The sequence below is a fragment of the Candidatus Sulfotelmatobacter sp. genome, assembly GCA_035498555.1.
GTDB lineage: Bacteria > Eisenbacteria > RBG-16-71-46 > RBG-16-71-46 > RBG-16-71-46 > DATKAB01.
Genome location: DATKAB010000007.1, coordinates 1 through 16,335, shown reverse-complemented (window position 1 = coordinate 16,335; position 16,335 = coordinate 1). Strand labels below are relative to the sequence as shown.

The 16,335-nt window shown below is 69.1% G+C and carries 11 protein-coding genes; 7 read left to right on the top strand and 4 right to left on the bottom strand.

What is annotated here, in order from left to right; genetic code table 11:
- The 4 genes from VMJ70_01090 to VMJ70_01075 all read left to right on the top strand — a co-directional run.
- Positions 1-444, top strand: a 444-nt coding sequence (locus VMJ70_01090; GenBank protein ID HTO89700.1) for a ribonuclease H-like domain-containing protein, incomplete at its 5' end; no start/stop codon positions are given.
- A 293-nt stretch (positions 445-737) separates the two neighbouring features.
- Entirely contained in the window at positions 738-1,319 is a 582-nt protein-coding gene (locus VMJ70_01085) for a cold shock domain-containing protein (protein ID HTO89699.1), read from the top strand.
- 81 nt (positions 1,320-1,400) lie between these two features.
- Positions 1,401-3,041: a DUF885 domain-containing protein gene (locus VMJ70_01080; GenBank protein HTO89698.1), complete on the top strand. Its 1,641-nt coding sequence runs from the start codon at positions 1,401-1,403 to the stop codon at positions 3,039-3,041.
- Positions 3,038-3,904: a hypothetical protein gene (locus tag VMJ70_01075; GenBank protein HTO89697.1), complete on the top strand. Its 867-nt coding sequence runs from the start codon at positions 3,038-3,040 to the stop codon at positions 3,902-3,904. The genes VMJ70_01080 and VMJ70_01075 overlap by 4 nt, the downstream gene beginning before the upstream one ends.
- A gap of 183 nt (positions 3,905-4,087) precedes the next feature.
- Here the strand turns inward: VMJ70_01075 and VMJ70_01070 are convergent, their stop codons facing one another.
- From VMJ70_01070 to VMJ70_01060, 3 genes are read right to left on the bottom strand one after another with little or no spacing between them, the layout of a single operon-like run.
- Entirely contained in the window at positions 4,088-5,482 is a 1,395-nt protein-coding gene (locus VMJ70_01070) for an SGNH/GDSL hydrolase family protein (GenBank protein HTO89696.1), read from the bottom strand.
- Positions 5,483-5,490: 8 nt separating this feature from the next.
- Positions 5,491-6,774 (bottom strand): outer membrane protein transport protein, encoded by a 1,284-nt coding sequence (locus VMJ70_01065; GenBank protein ID HTO89695.1) that lies wholly within the window; start codon positions 6,772-6,774, stop codon positions 5,491-5,493.
- 47 nt (positions 6,775-6,821) lie between these two features.
- On the bottom strand, positions 6,822-8,627 hold the full coding sequence (locus VMJ70_01060; protein ID HTO89694.1) for a long-chain fatty acid--CoA ligase: 1,806 nt from the start codon (positions 8,625-8,627) through the stop codon (positions 6,822-6,824).
- Positions 8,628-8,755: 128 nt separating this feature from the next.
- On the opposite strand from VMJ70_01060, the gene VMJ70_01055 reads away from it, so the two are divergent.
- From VMJ70_01055 to VMJ70_01045, 3 genes are read left to right on the top strand one after another with little or no spacing between them, the layout of a single operon-like run.
- Entirely contained in the window at positions 8,756-9,550 is a 795-nt protein-coding gene (locus tag VMJ70_01055; protein HTO89693.1) for a tetratricopeptide repeat protein, read from the top strand.
- A gap of 10 nt (positions 9,551-9,560) precedes the next feature.
- Positions 9,561-10,844 carry a thiolase family protein gene (locus VMJ70_01050; GenBank protein HTO89692.1) on the top strand — a complete coding sequence of 428 codons (1,284 nt, stop codon included), beginning with the start codon at positions 9,561-9,563 and terminating at the stop codon, positions 10,842-10,844.
- On the top strand, positions 10,841-13,006 hold the full coding sequence (locus VMJ70_01045) for a 3-hydroxyacyl-CoA dehydrogenase NAD-binding domain-containing protein (protein ID HTO89691.1): 2,166 nt from the start codon (positions 10,841-10,843) through the stop codon (positions 13,004-13,006). Before VMJ70_01050 ends, VMJ70_01045 begins: the two co-directional genes overlap by 4 nt.
- Positions 13,007-13,330: 324 nt before the next feature.
- Here the strand turns inward: VMJ70_01045 and ftsH are convergent.
- Positions 13,331-16,335: ATP-dependent zinc metalloprotease FtsH (ftsH, locus tag VMJ70_01040; protein ID HTO89690.1), on the bottom strand; the 3,005-nt coding region annotated here is incomplete at its 5' end.

The following is a 16,335-nucleotide window of genomic DNA, read 5'->3' as shown; positions in this document are numbered from 1 at the left end:
CGTCATTACGGCGAGGAAGCGACGCTGCTGCGCGCGCTCGGAGAGCTCACCGGCTCGTTCGAATTCCTGATCACCTACAACGGGCGCTCCTACGACGCTCCGTTCCTGCGCGGGCGGGCGGTGGTGCACGGTGTGAGGCTGGCGCTTCCGCCACGGCACCTCGACCTGCTGCACGCCGCCCGGCGCCGCTGGCGGGAGGATCTGCCGGACTGCCGGCTCCAGACCCTCGAGCGGCACGTGTGCGGGCGCTGGCGGACCGGCGACGTGCCCGGAGACGAGGTGCCGGGCCTCTATCACGACTACGTGCGCGAGGGCGATCCCTGGCGCTTGATTCCCGTGTTCCACCACAACCTGCTCGACGTCATCACCATGGCCGAGATCCTGCAGGCCCTGTGCGCGCAAGCACCTGCGAGGCGCCGGCGCGCCACGCCGCTGCTCGGCTGATCCGGCGGTCGCGGCCGGGCTTCGCCGGGGCCGCGCGCGAAGCGGCTCGCGCCTGAGCCGTTGACACCCCCGGAAAACGACTCCTATACTTTTTGCAGCAAGAATCGCCCGGTTGTCGTTCCATCGCCCCTTGGTGGTCTGTGATTTTCGATCCGTGGTCGGTAGCTCGCAGGACTTCCCCGGCAGGCCGTCTTCTCGCGTGAGTCGCCTCGGCAGCATGCGCTGCTGAGGCGTTCGTGTTTGTGGTTCAGAGGTTCGATCGCGTCCCGAACGGGGAGGTCAATATTCGCGACATGGCTACGGGTGAGGATCAGGTTCTCAAGTGCATCGAGTGCGGTGACGAGTTCGTTTTCACCGCCGGGGAGCAGGAGTTCTACCGCGAAAAGGGACTGACTCACGCGCCGACCCGCTGCCGGCGCTGTCGCGAGAATCGTCGCGCACAGCGCGGACAGCCCGGCGCCTCGGCCCAGCCCGGCTCCCGCGCGGGCGCGGCCGCTTCCTCGAGGAATCAGTTCGCGGCCACCTGCAGCAACTGCGGTGCGGAAACCATGGTGCCGTTTGCGCCCACGGCCGGGCGGCCGGTCTACTGCAAGGATTGCTATCGCCAGCATCGTCCGGCGCGGCCCGAACGCGCCGCGCGTCCCTCGCCGGTCTCGGCCGCGCCCGGCGCCCGCATGCAGGGCGCGGTGAAGTGGTTCAACGAGTCGAAGGGATTCGGCTTCATCCAGGACGATGGTGGAGAAGACGTGTTCGTGCACTTCTCGGCCATCCAATCGGATGGGTTCAAGACCCTGGCGCAGGGGGATCGGGTCGAGTTCGACGTGGTTCCCGGCGAGAAGGGCAGGCAGGCGGCCAACGTCACTCGCGTCGGTTAGCACGATTCAGAATCAGGCAAGGCTCCAGGCCTCCGCGGCGTGAAGGCGCGGGGGCCTGATGCCGATGACCCCCGGAGTCCCATGCTCGAAACCGAAAAGGCCTTCGCGTCGCTGAGCGAGGAGTTCGTCGAGGTATCGCTGCGCCAGGATCCGGTGGCGGCGACGCTGGCGGGTATTCACGACTACGACGCGTTGTTTCCCGATCATTCGCCCGACGGCCAGCGTGAACGAAGCGCATGGCTGCGGGATTTCGAGCAGCGGCTGGTGGCTGCCGTGCCGTGGGAGGAGCTGCCCACGACGCAGCGTGTGGATTTCGCGCTCCTGCGCTCCAAGCTCGCCGTGGCGCGCGCCGAGCTCGAAGATCTCAAGGTGCTGGCGCGCAATCCGGTGCGCGCCGCCGAAACCGCGCTGTACGGCGTCTTCCTGCTCATGGCGCGACCGTTCGCGCCGCTCGAGGAACGCAAGGAGCCGCTCCTCTCGCGACTGATGGCGCTCCCCGACTATCTCGAGGGTGCGCGCACCAGCCTCCAGCAGGTGCCGCCGCTCTATCTGTCCGTGGCGATCGAGGTGGCCTCCAGCGGCCCGAGCTTCGTTGACGAGGTGGTGCGGCAGCTGCTGCACGCGTTCCCGGGCGAGGCGGAGCGAATTGAACACGCCGGCGGCCGCGCGCGCGTCGGCTTCCTCGGCTACCAGGAGGCGCTCGAGCGCGACGTGCGCGCCCGCGCCGGCGGTTCCCACTCGCTCGGCCAGCGCTGGCTGGACTGGCGGCTCGAGCACGAGCATCTGCTCTCGCTCCGCTCGGCCGACCTCGATGCGCTCGGCCGCGAGCACATGGCGACCACGCTCGAGGAACTGGAAAACGAGGCCCGCCGGCTCGACCCCTCGCATACCTGGCAGGAGCAGATCGCGATCGCGCGGGAGCGGCACCCGGAAACGCTGCGCGTCCGCGAGGCCTATGTCGCCGAGGTCGAGCGCGCTCGCCGCTTCGTCGCCGAGAAGCGACTGGCCCCGCTGCCCGAAGCGCGGCTCGAGATCGTGGACACACCGGTCTTCGAACGCCCCACCACGCCCTACGCCGCGTATCTGGCACCCGCGCCGTTCGACGAAGAATCGACCGGCTGGTTCTTCGTCACGCCGGTCGACATGGCCAAGTCGCGCGAGACGCAGGAGCGCCAGCTGCAGGCGCACGCCCTCGCGGCCCTGCCGATCACCACGGCGCACGAGGCCTACCCGGGGCATCACCTGCAGGTCTCGATCGCCAATCGGAGCGGCTCGCGCCTCCGCAAGCTCGCCGACAGTCCCATGATGTGCGAGGGCTGGGCGCTCTACTCCGAGGAGCTGATGTACGAGCACGGGTTCTACCGCGAGCCCGTGAGCCGCCTGTACCAGTTGCGGGAGCTGCTGCGGCGCGCCTGCCGCGTGGTGATCGACGTCGGGCTCCACACCGGTCGCATGAGCTTCGAGCAGGCGGTCCAATACCTGGTGACCGAGGCGCTGGTCGAACCGGAGATGGCCGAGTCTGAGGTGAAGCGCTACGCGCTCACGCCGACGCAGCCTTCGAGCTACCTGGTCGGAAAGATCCAGCTGACCGAACTGCGCGACGAGGCTCGCCGGCGGCTGGGATCGCGGTTCGACTTGCACGACTTTCACGCGGCGCTGCTCGCCTCGGGCTCGGTGCCGCCCACGCTGGTTCGGGAAGAGCTGAGCGAGCGCCTGCCGTGACCGCCCGCGCCACCGCCGGCTTGGAGCGGGCATGGACCGGCATGGGCGCCGCCCTGCTGCTGCTGGTGGTGGGGCGGGCTCACGCGGCGACGGCCTCAGGCCCGAGGCCGGGCACCGCGAGCCATGCCGAGCCGCCCGCTGCCATGAGTTTTCTTTCGCCGGACAGCACACGGCTGACTGGAACCTGGTACTCGGGTCCGAAGGGCGCGCCGGTGCTGGTGCTGGTGCCGCGCGGGCGCCGGCCGGATCCCGGGCTCGACAGCCTGGCACTGCTCTTTCAGCAGCGCGGCTTCAGCGCGATGACCTTCGCGCTTCGCGATCCTGCGCCGGCCGATGCGGAAAAGGATTCGCTGCGCTACCTGATACTGGCCTCACGCTGGGTGGAGGATGTGGTCGGGGCGCTGCGCGCGGCGCGGGCGCGGTCCGATTCCACGATGCACTTGTTCGTCTGGGGGCAGGGGATGGGCGGTGTCCTGGCGGTCGCGGCGATCGCCCGGATCCCCGGCGTGTGCGACGCACTGGCGGCCGAGCAGCTCTACCGCACTACCGACGACGCGATGAAGCTGAACGGCACGTTCGTGATTCCCGAGGCGATTCAGATACGCAACCTGCACCTCTACCCGCCCGACGAGCCGATTTCGGCGGCCGCGCGCCTGAACATTCCCGCGCTCGCGGTCTTGACCGGACCCGACGCCGGAACCCCCAGGGATCTCACCCTGCAGGTGCTGTCGCGCGATCGCGGGCGGGTGGAGCGCTGGAAGCGCCCCTGGATCGCGACCACGGGCCTGACGCCCACGCCCGCCGATGCCGACACTCTGGCGGCGTGGTTCTTGAAGTGGACCCGCTACCCGCGCGCCCGCTGAATCGGTCGTGCTCCGAAGATTGCGGTTGGCTGGCACAAGCCCAAGTCGTGCCTTGGTTTCCGGCGGTCCACGGCGAGAATCAGGCGAGGATCCTGCGCCACAACCGGTAGCCACCCGCCAGCTGCAATCTTCGGAGCACGACCCACTGAATCGCGCTCACCGCCCTCGGACGACGCCTGATCTCTAGCGCGGAGCGCTTCTCACAAACGCCTCGCGCGCGAGCAGAGCCCCCGTTACCGGCGCCAGCGACGACTCGCCTGCACCGCGGTGGGCCACCTCGGACGAGGTCGCGGTCAATGACTGCGACAGGTCGAGCGTCGGTATCTGGGCGCCCCACTTGGCGTTCACCACGTCGATCAGGGCGTTGGCAATGATGCCGTGCGCCAGATCGGTCGGATGAACTCCGTCGAGGCTGACCAGTCCGCCGGTGATGAACTGGGTCGTGTAGTGGGTCCCGGCGAAGGTGTAGCCGTTGGCGTTGATGTCCTGAAGCAGGCCGTGGAAGTCGAGCACGCCATAGCCGCGCGCGGCCGCTTCGCTGCTGATCGCGGCGTTGTAGGCATCGACCGCGCTCGTGATCGAAGCGGCTTCGGCCGCCGACAGCACCACCTGATCGGGCAACGCGAGCCCATTGCCGGGAACCGGACCTCCCGAGAGGTAGGAGGTGTCGCCCACCGCATAGCCGTAGCCGGCCGCGAGCAGCGAGCCGGCCTCGAGCGTGACGAAATCGCCGGGCGCGAGCGACCCGCTCGGGCCGATCAGGAACTTGGGCCCGCCGGGGCCGATCTGGGGCTGCTGATTCCGGTCCAGCTCGACGATCGGCAGCGTGGTGAAGAACGGGATCGTGAGCACGTCGGGGACGGTGAAGATCACCTTCTTCGCGGCGGGATTGTAGAAGTCGAGCGAGTCGAGGGTCTGATGCAGCAGCCCCGCCCACACCGGCGCCGGCACCAGTGGCGTTCCCGAGCCGCCGGCGGCCGGGCCCAGCAGTTCGTTCGATCCGAACTCGAAGGTGATGAAGGTCGGACGCCGCGCCGTGACCAGCTGCAGCAAGCTGCGCGGAATGGTCTGCTGTCCCTCGCGCAGGATGTTGTTGAAGAACGAGGCGTCGCGACCGAGCCCCGGGTTGTAGTTGAGGCTCACGTCCTGCACGTCGGCCAGCAGCGCGCCCGGCACCGCCAGATCGTGATACGGGGTGGGCTGCGCGATGTTGATCCACGCGCCACGGCGCGCGTTGGTGGTGTCGATCACCAGCGGCGGTCCGAGCGACTGGATACGGAGGAGCGGCGGCCACCCGTCGAGGTTCACGTTGGGAATGGTGAACTGCGGCGAGCCGACCTGTCTGGCGAACAGATAGGGGAAGGACTGGGTCTGATGCCGCTGCACCAGCCCGCCCGACTCGAAACCGGCGGAGATGCTGGTGCCCATCGCGACGATGGTGTTGAAATTGGCGCTGCCCCACACCGCGATTGGCGCAACGCTCGGCTTGATCTTGGCGCATCCCGCCAGCGCGCCGAGCAGCGCGAGCGGGAGAGCGGCCCGCCGCAGGCGGCGTGAGAAGATGTCGTAGGTCGTCATGGCCGCTCCTAGAACTTCCAGCCGAGGCTCAAGCCCGCGGCGTTGACGTAGGATTTGTACTCACCATTGAAGCCATCGCGATTCGCGCCCTCGGTGCTGCGGTTCTGAACGAAAATCGCAAGCTCGTAGAGGTCGAGCGTGAGCTTGTTGTCGAGGAAGCCAAAGCCCAGGCCGCCGCTTAGGCCCTGACGATCGGCGTCGGGCAGGATCGGCGAGACCGATTCGAGCGGCGCGGCGTGCCAGTCGAAGTAGTAGCCGATCCGGTAGGTGAACTTGGTGAGCTGATGCTCGGCGCCGAAGCGGATCTGGCTCGAGCTCACGTAGTTCTCTTCGATCACCCGGCCGGCCGAGGGGGTCTGCTCGAGATTGATGGGCAGGTCTTCGAAGGCGTCCCACTGGGTGTAGTTGTAGTCGCCCTCGAGCGTCCAGCCCTTGCTCGGATGCCAGGCCAAGCCGCCCGACAGGATTGCCGGGAACACGATCGAGGTGTTGGCATTCTGATTGGGCGGCAGCGATGCGGCGACGGTGGCATCGAAGGCCGCGTTGCCCGAGTAGATCTGATCGAAGGTGGCCTTGCCGTCCACGTCGATCTTGACCTTGCTGGTGTAGCGAGCGCCCACCGCCCAGGCGGCGTTCGGCGACCAGAGCAGGGCCGCGTTCCAGCCGATCTTCGAGCTGCGATCACCCTTGACCTTGGCCTTCGCGACGTCGACCACCGCGCCACCGCCGCCCGGATAGGGGGTCTGCACCCGGTTGTTGAGCTCGACCGTGGTGCTCACGTAGTTGAGTCCGCCGGCGACGCTGATCTGCTTGTTGGGCGCCCAGGCGCCATCCGCCATCCAGTTGTAGCAGCGGAGGTCGGCCTTGGTGACGATGTAGCGCCCGGTGAACTGGTCGGGATTGTCCCAGCTGACGCCCAGCCCGAACGGAGTGTTGAAGCCGAATCCCACGCCCCAAGTCCCGCGGCCCAGCGTGGCGTAGGCGTGGGAGGGCCAGAAGGTCTGGTTCTCCATGGACTCGACCCGCCCGTAGCCGGGGTAGGGATTCATGCCGGTGAAGCTCGTGACCGGCTGCAGCGCCGTCGTGCCGCCGTACAGGCGCCAGCCGTCCAGCGTGGTGATGGCGGCCGGGTTGTAGTAGAGCGCCGAGGCGTCGCGCGCCGAGGCGGTCACCGCACCCGCCATTCCGATGGCGGAAGCGCTCTGCTCGTAGATGTTGTAACCCGCGGCCCTCGCTGCGCCCGGAATCAGCAGCGCCAGCGCGGCGGCGAGCGCCATCCGTCGGATGGTCATGTCGGGGTATCTCCTCCGAATTGCGTTCCCGGTGCTCGAGTTCAGGTTCAGCTGTGCCTGGCAGGCGGGCCAGAGTAAAGGTTCTGGATCATATCCGAAAACCGCTCGGAGACGATGCGCCGGCGGACCTTGAGCGTCGGGGTCAACTCGCCGGCCTCGGCGCTCAGCTCCCGGTCGAGCAGGGCGAAGTGCTTGATGGTCTCGAAGGGCGCCAGGCCCTGATTGGCGCGGTCCACCTCGGCCTGGTAGAGGGCCCGGACCTCGGGCCGCGCGATCAGGTCCTGCTGGGAGGTGAACGCCCATCCGCGCGCCCGGGCCTCGGCCTGCAGGTTGGCCAGGTTGGGCACCAGCAGCGCCACCACGTAGGGCCGCCGATCCCCGAGCAGCACCGCCTCGCTGATCCACTTGCTGATCTTCAAGCGGGCCTCGATCGGCTGGGGGGCCACCTTCTTGCCGCCCGAGGTGACCAGCAGGTCCTTGAGCCGATCGGTGATGAACAGGTAGCCCTCGTCGTCGAAGCGCCCGACGTCGCCGGTGTGGAACCAGCCGCCGCGCAGCGCCTGCTGCGTTGCCGGCTCGTTGTGGAAATAGCCGCTCATGATGTGCGGCCCGCGCGTCAGGATCTCGTCCTCGTCGCCGAGCCTCACCTCCACGCCCTCGATCGGCGGACCGACCGAGCCGGGCTTCTCCTTCCCGGGCGGATTGAGGCAGATGACCGGCGAGGTCTCGGTGAGACCGTAGCCCTCCAGCACCGGGATGCCGACCGCGAAGAAGAACTCGATGACCTTGGGCGCCAGCGGCGCGCCACCCGAGATGCAGAAACGCAGTCGCCCGCCGACCCGCTCGCGCACCTTGGCGCCCACCAGCCGATCGGCGATCGCGGCGGCGAGCGCGTGATGCGGGGCGAGCGAGCGGCGCTCGAAGTGGGCACGCGCGCGGCGCCGGCCCTGCTCGAGCCCCCAGTGGAAGATGGCGCGCTTGATCGGCGGCTCTTTTCCCGCGTTCTCCATCACCCGCGCGTAGACCTTCTCGTAGAAGCGCGGCACGCCGTTGATGATGGTGGGATGCACGTCGACCGCGTCGAGTGCCACGGTGTCGATGCTCTGCGCATAGGCGATGCTCATCCCCTGATGGAGCAGGGCGTAGAGCCCCGCCATGCGCTCGAAGATGTGGCACAGCGGGAGGAACGAGAGCGCCCGATCGGAGGGCTTGAGCTCCACGCGCTTGAGGCAGCTCTCCACGTCGAAGACGATGTTCCAGTGACTCAGCATCGCGCCCTTCGGCTCGCCGGTCGTGCCCGAGGTGTAGATGATGGTGGCGAGATCGTCGGGCTTCACCTGCTCGGCGAGCTGGCGATAGGCGCCGGAGTCGGCGGCGCGCAGCTCGGCGCCGCGCTTGAGCAGGGCGCGAAGGTCGCGATCGGTCGGCCCCGGCTCGGGGACCGGGTCCATGTAGATCACCGTTCGCAGCGCCTTGAGGTAGCCGGCCACGGCGTGCAGCTTCTGGAGCTGCATGTTGCCCGAGACCACCACCACGCCGCACTCGGCGTTGTCGAGGATGAAGCGGCACTGCTCGGCCGTGAGCGTGGGGTAGATCGGCACCGTGACTGCGCCGAGCCCCAGCACGGCGAGATCGGTGAGCGGCCATTCATAGCGATTCTCGGAAAGCAGGCCGATGCGGTCTCCGCGTGCCACTCCCAGCTCGCGCAGCGCGAGCCCCAGCGATTCGACGTCGCTCACCACGCGCTCGGTGCTCAGCGGTTCCCAGCGGCCCTCGATCTTGCGCATGAACAGATCGGGACGCGGGTGGCGGGCGACCGTCTCGTAGAAGACCTGGATCAGCGTTGAGGCCACGCGTCATCCTTTCCGTGGAGTCCGGAGCAGAGGGTTAGCATCGGCGCCGGACGTTGACAAGCCCCGAGAACCTGCGACAGAGTCGCTCGCGCTCCGCTCGGCCTGCCGGCAGGAAGGATCCGACCGACATGGAACTCATCCGACGCCCCGTGCTTCGGGACTTGGCCGCCGCGTTCCTCGCGCTCGGCCTCGCCACCGGCGCGGCGCTCGCGGTTCCCACCGTGTCCGAGCACCTGGCGGCCGGCGACGGCGCCTACGGGCGCGGCGACCTGCCGATGGCCGAGGCCGAGTACGACGCCGCGCTCAAGGCCGATTCGCTCAATTACCAGACGTTGTGGCGGGTGGCGCGCGTGGAATCGGAACGTGGCGAGGACGCGACCGGCGAAGAACGGCGCGAGCTGATCGTGGTGGCGGTCGAGCACGCGCGCGCCGCGGTCAAGGCCGCGCCCGACAGCGCCCAGGGCCACGTCTGGCTGGCGGTGGCGCTCGGGCGCCAGGCGCTCAAGGAAGGCCCGAAGACGCAGCTCGCCATGTCGCGCGAGATCAAGTCCGAGGTGGATCGCGCCCTCGAGATCGACCCCGGGATCGGCCGCGGCTATCACGTGCGCGCGATGTGGAATCGCCGAATCGCCAGCCTCAACTTCATGGAGCGGGCCGCCGCCAATACCGTGCTCGGCGGCGTTCCCAAGGGCGCCTCGATGGACAATGCGGTGAGAGACTTCCAGAAGGCGATCGAGTTGGAGCCGAACTACGTGAACCACCATCTCGAGCTGGGGCGCACCTACATGCAGCTCAAGCACTGGAGCGAGGCCCGCGAGGAGCTGAACACCGCGATCTCGCTGCCCCCCACCAGCAACCCGCGCGATTCGCACTACCAGGCCGAGGCGAAGACGCTGCTCGGCAAGCTGCCGAAGCATCCGTGACGAGGGAAACGTGAGCGCGGTCTCGGGATGGATCCTGGCGGGTGTCCGCACCCCGTTCGCCAAGGCTGGCGGCCCGTTCCGGCGCACGCCGGCCTACGAGCTGGGCCGGGTCGCGATCGGCGAGCTGATCGCGCGCAACGGCCTCGATCCGGCGGCGATCGACGAAGTCACCATGGGCAACTGCGCGCAGCCCGCCGAGGCCGCCAACATTTCGCGCGTCACGGCGCTGCGGGCGGGCGTGCCCGAGGCGGTGCCGGCAGCGACCGTCCATCGCAACTGCGCCTCGGGGATGGAGGCGGTGGCGTCGGCGCTCTATCGCATCGCCGCGGGCGACGCGCGCTGGGTGATCGCCGGCGGCATGGAGTCCATGAGCCAGATCCCGCTCCAGTACACCTACGAGTACGGCGTCTGGCTCGAGGGGCTGATGCGCGCGAAGTCGCTTCCGCAGAAGCTCGGCGCGCTGCTCAGGTTCCGGCCCGCGCTGCTCCAGCCGCGCATCGCGCTGGCCGAGGGCCTCACCGACCTGGTGTGCGGGCTCAACATGGGCCAGACCGCCGAAGTGCTGAGCCGCGAGTTCCACATCACCCGCGAGCAGCAGGATGCCTTTGCGCTGCAGAGCCATCTGCGCGCGATCGGGGCGCGCGAGAAGCTGCGCGAGGAGATCGTGCCGGTGTTCGCGCCGCCCACCTACGAGGCGGTGCGCGACGACGTCGGGCCGCGCGAGGGCCAGACGCTCGAGGCGCTGGCGAAGCTCAAGCCCTATTTCGATCGCCGCAACGGCACGGTGACGGTCGGCAACTCCTGCCAGGTGACCGATGGCGCGGTGGCGCTGCTGGTGGGGGGCGAGGACGCCGCCAGGCAGTGGCCGGGCGCGCCGCTCGGGCGCGTTCGCTCGTTCGCCTTCGCCGGGCTCTCGCCGAGCCGCATGGGTCTTGGCCCGGTGTTCGCGGCCGCCCGGGCGCTCGATCGGGCCGGCCTCGCACTCGCCGACATGGAGCTCATCGAGATCAACGAAGCGTTCGCGGCGCAGGTGCTGGCCTGCATTGCGGCGGCGAAGTCCGACGCGTTCGCGCGCGTCGAGCTGAAGCGCGACCGGGCGCTCGGCGAGATCCCGTCCGAGATCCTCAACGTGAATGGCGGCGCGATCGCGCTCGGGCATCCGGTCGGGGCGAGTGGCGCTCGGCTGCTGCTCACCCTCCTTCACGAGCTGAAGCGCCGGAACCTGAAGCGCGGGCTCGCGGCGCTGTGCGTGGGCGGCGGCCAGGGCGCCGCCTTCGTGGTGGAGCGGCCATGAGCGGCGTGTTCTGCGTCGAATGGGGCGAGCGGAGGATCGCGCGGCTGGTGATGGACCATCCCGATCGCCGCATCAACGTGCTCGACGTGGCGGCGATCGAATCGCTCGAGCGGGCGCTCGGCGAGCTGGAGGCGGGCGCCGAGCGGGCTTCGGCCGGGGTGATCGTGACCAGCGGCAAATCCGGCTCGTTCATCGCCGGGGCCGACATCGAGGCGATCGGCGCGATGACCGAGCCCGCCGAGGTGCGCGAGATCGTCGAGCGCGCCCATCGAGCCTTTTCGCGGCTCGCGGCGCTGCCGGTGCCGACGGTGGCGGCGATCGACGGCGTATGCCTGGGCGGCGGCACCGAGCTGGCGCTGGCCTGTGACTCGCGGATCGCGGCCGAGGAGCCGCGCACCCAGATCGGGCTGCCCGAGGTGCTGCTCGGAATCATCCCGGGCTTCGGCGGCACCACGCGCCTGCCGCGTTTGATCGGCCTCACCGCCGCGCTCGATCTGATCCTGACCGGCCGCGCGCTGGACGCGCGGCGCGCCGAGAAGGCCGGACTGATCGCGCGCGCGGTGCCCGCGGCCTGGCTGGCGGATGCCGCCGAGCGGCGCCTCGCCGAGCTGGCGAAGCGCCCGGCGGCGCGCCGTCGCGACGCCTATCGCGCGCGCGGCTTCGGCGCCTGGCTGGTGGACTCGACGCCGTTCGGACGGAACTTCGCGCTCGATCGCGCCGGTGCCATGACCCGCGCACGCACCGGCGGACACTATCCGGCGCCGCTCGCGGCGCTGCGCGTGCTGCGCTTCGGCCTCGGGAAATCGATCGAGGAGGCGCTGAAGCTCGAGGCCGGCGAAGTGCCGGAGCTGGTGGTCTCGCCGGTGTGCAAGAACCTGGTGCGCATCTTCCTGCTCTCGGAGCAGGCCAAGAAGGCGCCGGCGGTGAAGGGATTCGAGGGCCGGCCCGAGCCGGTGGAATCGCTGGCCCTGATCGGCACCGGCGTGATGGGTGCGGGGATCGCCGAGCTGGCGAGCCGCACCGGCGTGCGCGTGAGGATGCGCGACGTCAAGCCCGAGGCGCTGACGAAGGCGCTCCAGACCGTGCGCGGACTGATCGACGAGCGGGGCAGGCGCCGCAGAATGCCGGCGCGCGAAAAGGACGCGCAGATGGCGTTGATCCTTCCGGCGCTCGATCTCTCCGGCGTCGAGCGCAGCGATCTCGCGATCGAGGCGGTGGTCGAGGACCTCGACGTCAAGCGCCGCGTGTTCGCCGAGCTGGAAGTCCGGATGCGGCCCGAAGCGCTGCTCGCCACCAACACGTCGTCGCTGTCGGTGGACGCGATCGCCGCCGGATTCCAGCACCCCGAGCGCTTCTGTGGATTCCATTTCTTCAATCCCGTCCATCGCATGCCGCTGGTCGAGGTGGTGAGAGGCTCCAAGACCTCCGACCCGGCGATGGTGCGCGCGGTGGCGTTCGCGCGCGCGCTCGGCAAGACGCCGGTGGTGGTGCGCGACGCGCCGGGGTTCGTGGTGAATCGGCTGCTGATGCCCTACCTGCGCGAAGCCATGCACCTGGTCGACGACGGCTACGCGGTGCGCGACGTGGACGCCGCGATGCGCCGCTTCGGCATGCCCATGGGCCCGTTCGAGGTGCTCGACGAGGTCGGACTCGACGTGGCGCAGAAGGTGGCGGTCGTGCTGAGCGCGGCGTTTCCGGATCGGATGTCGGCGGCGGCGGCGCTCGACCGGCTGCTGGAGGCGAAGCGGCTCGGCCGGAAGAACGGCCTCGGCTTCTATCGCTATCGCGCCGGCCGGCGCGAGCCCGAGCCGCGCATCTCCGGGCTGCTCGGGCTGACGCGCAAGCCGCGCGCCGCGGTCGGCGAGGTGCTGGCCGAGCGCATGGTGCTGGCGATGGTGAACGAGGGTGCTCGCTGTCTCGAGGACGGCGTGGTCGAGGACGCCAACTGGCTCGATCTCGCCATGATCTTCGGCGCCGGCTTCCCGCCGTTCCGCGGCGGTCCGATGCGCTACGCCGACGCCGTCGGCCTGCGCACGGTGGAAGCGCGCCTCACCGCGCTGCGCGCCGAGAAGGGCGAGCGCTACGCGCCGGCGAGATTGCTGGTGCAGCTGGCGGGGAGCGGGGCGACATTCACGGGCCTCGCGACGGGCGCCGGTTCCTGAGCCGTTCGCCGGGTGCCGGCTGCGTGGCACCGGCGCTCCCTCGAACGAGAAACGAGCGACCGTCCCTGGCCGCTCGTGACGTGCCCAAACAGTTGCGCCCGGCGTGCCGGCCGGGCGCCCACTGCCGATCGGAGCCTTGCCCGTCTCCGACCGCTCTTGGAAGACCTCGCGACTGGTAGGTCGCTCGCCACGCGTTCGCATTCACGTGACGCCTCCTTAGACGCGCGAGGGGGGTCCGAAGTTGCAAGATGCCGGCAAAACAATCGCCCACCGCCGGCCCCGAAGGGACCAACGCGGCGGGCGGAGGTGTGGCTGCGGGCCGGGCTACGCGCCCGCGGGCCGCGGCGCGGGCGAGCCGAACGGCTCGATTCCGCCGTCGCGCGGGGCTGCGGCCATCTCGGGCGGGCCGACCGGCGCGGCGGTGGTATCGCCGCCGTCGCCGCGCTTCATCGGCGGCAGCGTCTCGCCCTTCATCAGGCGGTTCAATTCGTCGCCGTCGAGCACCTCGCGCTCGAGCAGCGTGCTGGCGATCAGGTGCAGCTTGTCCTGATTCTCGCGCAGCAGCTGCGACGCCTTCTCGTAGGCGCGCTCGACGATCTTGCGCACCTCTTGATCGATCAGCACCGCGGTCTGCTCGCTGTAGTCCTTGTGGGTCGCGATTTCCTTGCCGAGGAACACCATCTCTTCCTTCTTGCCGAAGGTGAGCGGGCCCAGCACGTCGCTCATGCCGTAGCGGCAGACCATGTTGCGCGCGGTTTCGGTGGCCTGTGAAAGATCGCCGATCGCGCCGGTCGTGAAGTGGTTGAACACCAGCTTCTCGGCCGCGCGCCCGCCCATCGCATGACAGAGCTGCGCCTCGAGCTGCTCCTTCGAATGGTTGTGACGCTCTTCCTGCGGCAGGTACCAGGTGACGCCGAGCGTGCGCCCGCGCGGAATGATGGTCACCTTGTTGACCGGATCGGCGCCCGGCGAGAGCAGCGCCACCAGCGCGTGACCGGCTTCGTGGTACGCGGTGGTGCGGCGCTCTTCTTCGGTCATGACCAGGCTCTTCCGCTCCATGCCGAGCATCACCTTGTCCTTGGCGTCCTCGAAGTCCTGCATCGTGACCTTCTTGCGATTGCGGCGCGCCGCGAGCAGTGCCGCCTCGTTCACCATGTTGGCGAGATCCGCGCCGGCCATGCCGGGCGTGCTGCGGGCGATGATGTTCAACTCCACGTCCTCGGCGAGCGGGATCTTGCGCGAGTGGACGCGCAGAATGCCTTCGCGCCCGCGCACGTCGGGCCAGTCCACCACGATCTGCCGGTCGAAACGCCCGGGGCGCAGCAGCGCCGGATCGAGCACGTCGGGCCGGTTGGTGGCGGCGATCAGGATCACGCCTTCGTTGGTCTCGAAGCCGTCCATCTCGACCAGCAGCTGGTTCAACGTCTGCTCGCGTTCGTCGTGGCCGCCGCCGAGGCCGGCGCCGCGATGGCGTCCGACCGCGTCGATCTCGTCCACGAAGATGATGCAGGGGGCGTTCCGCTTGCCCTGCTCGAAGAGATCGCGGACGCGACTGTTGTGGAGCAGCACGGGCTTCTCTCCGCCGAAGAAGGCCTCGTTCTCGCAGCCGCACAGGTCGTAGACGAATCCATCGAACGGCACGGCGCGCACCGAGCGCACGATGGCGCGCTTGCCCTGGCGCGCGCGGTCGCGAACCAGCCAGTGGCTGGTGCGGCCCACGATCAGGTTCCACGCGGTGGTCGCGGGCAATGGGCGGCTCTTGAGCACCCGGCCTGCCGGAGCATGCGTCTCGCGCACGCCCGCCGGAATGCCGTGCATCGCACAAAGCCAGGCCAGCTCGCGAATCAGCTGATGGCTCACCGAAGTCACGCTCAGCTTGCCCTCGCGCGTGACGTAGCCGTCGCCCAGCGCGTATCCGGTCAGAAACGCCTCGAAATGAGCGCGCGGCAGATCCCACAGCATCTCGGGAACGCGCTTCTCGTGACTGCCTGTTCCGCAATGGCGCGCGAAGAACCTTCCGAGTGCGGCCACGTGGTAAGTGATCTTCGTGCTGTGATCGGCGGTCGGAGTCACGATCGGCTCGACGCCGAAGACGCTGCGCATCCGCGCGATCACGTCGGCGTGCAAATCAGATTCGTGGGATCCGAACGTGAATTCGAGACAGCCGTTCTCGCGGCCTTCCGCCGTGTAGTAGCCGAACAGCTTCATCAGGTCGGGCGTCACTGAGACGCTCTCGGGCAGTCGCTCCGGCAGATTCGCGATCGCGCGCGGACGGTGGACCCCGCGCTGCCAGTTGCTCACGGTCATCTGCGAAACCCCGATCGCCGAGGCGATCGCGCTCTGGCTCTCTTCGCCGGCGTGGGCCAGCGCGTATGTGAACCGCGCTTCGTCCCCGGTCGCATCGTCCGCTACCCGAACCCGGCGCGCCTCGGCCTCGGCCGGGAACTCGTGTGCTCGCATGGAATGCGGCGTGCCTATCCCCGGCTGGAACTCGCCACGCATCTTGAGCGGCAGCTGCACCAGCTCATCACCCGACTTCAGCTCGCGCGCTTCGATTGCCTTCACGCCGTCGCGAGTGCGGATGAAGACGCTGTGGTCCCCGGTGGTGCGGAGGCGCCCGCCGAGATAATCGATCTCGTAGATCTCGTTGACCCGATGCCGGTACACACCGCGCGCGGGCTTCCAGGCGCTGCCCTTCACGAACTTCTTGGAAGATCCCCTGAACTTGGAAGGCAGCTCTTCGAAGCCGAGTGTCTCGAGCCCGGCCACCGGTACCAGGCGGCCGGCGTCGTCGCCGGCATAGAACGGGTCGACGAATTCGCCGATCGGTATGAGCCGCGTGCGACCCTGGTGGCGGACGAGCACGGGTGTGTCGCCGGTCACCGAAGCGCCCACACCGACGAACATTTCCACGAAGTCGGAGCCGCTCATCGAGAAGAACGGAACGCCGGCTTCTCCGGCGACCGCCTTGGCGAGCAGCGTCTTCCCGGAGCCGGGAGGCCCGAGCAGCAGCGCCCCCTTCGGAATCCGCCCGCCCAGGCGCTGGAACTTCTGCGGTTCCTTCAGGAACTCGATGATCTCCTGCAGCTCGAGCTTGGCCTCGTCGCAGCCCGCCACGTCCTTGAACGTGACCTTTGGGGCGCTCTCGACCAGCACCTTGGCGCGCGTCTTGCCGAACTTGAGCGCCGCGCTGCCCGAGCCCTGCATCTGGCGGATGAGCAGCATCCACACCGGCAGCAGCAGCAGGAACGGCAGCGCCGTGATCAGGAACGACAGCCAGTTGAAACCCGCCGATCGCACCGAGATCGGAATGCCGGGGTTCTTGGCCA

What these genes read in the sequence shown, in the direction of transcription:
- VMJ70_01085 (HTO89699.1), top strand. Translation starts at nt 738, where the DNA reads ATGGCTACGGGTGAGGATCAGGTTCTCAAGTGCATCGAGTGCGGTGAC.
- VMJ70_01080 (HTO89698.1), top strand. Translation starts at nt 1,401, where the DNA reads ATGCTCGAAACCGAAAAGGCCTTCGCGTCGCTGAGCGAGGAGTTCGTC.
- VMJ70_01070 (HTO89696.1), bottom strand. Translation starts at nt 5,482, where the DNA reads ATGACGACCTACGACATCTTCTCACGCCGCCTGCGGCGGGCCGCTCTC.
- VMJ70_01065 (HTO89695.1), bottom strand. Translation starts at nt 6,774, where the DNA reads ATGACCATCCGACGGATGGCGCTCGCCGCCGCGCTGGCGCTGCTGATT.
- VMJ70_01055 (HTO89693.1), top strand. Translation starts at nt 8,756, where the DNA reads ATGGAACTCATCCGACGCCCCGTGCTTCGGGACTTGGCCGCCGCGTTC.
- VMJ70_01045 (HTO89691.1), top strand. Translation starts at nt 10,841, where the DNA reads ATGAGCGGCGTGTTCTGCGTCGAATGGGGCGAGCGGAGGATCGCGCGG.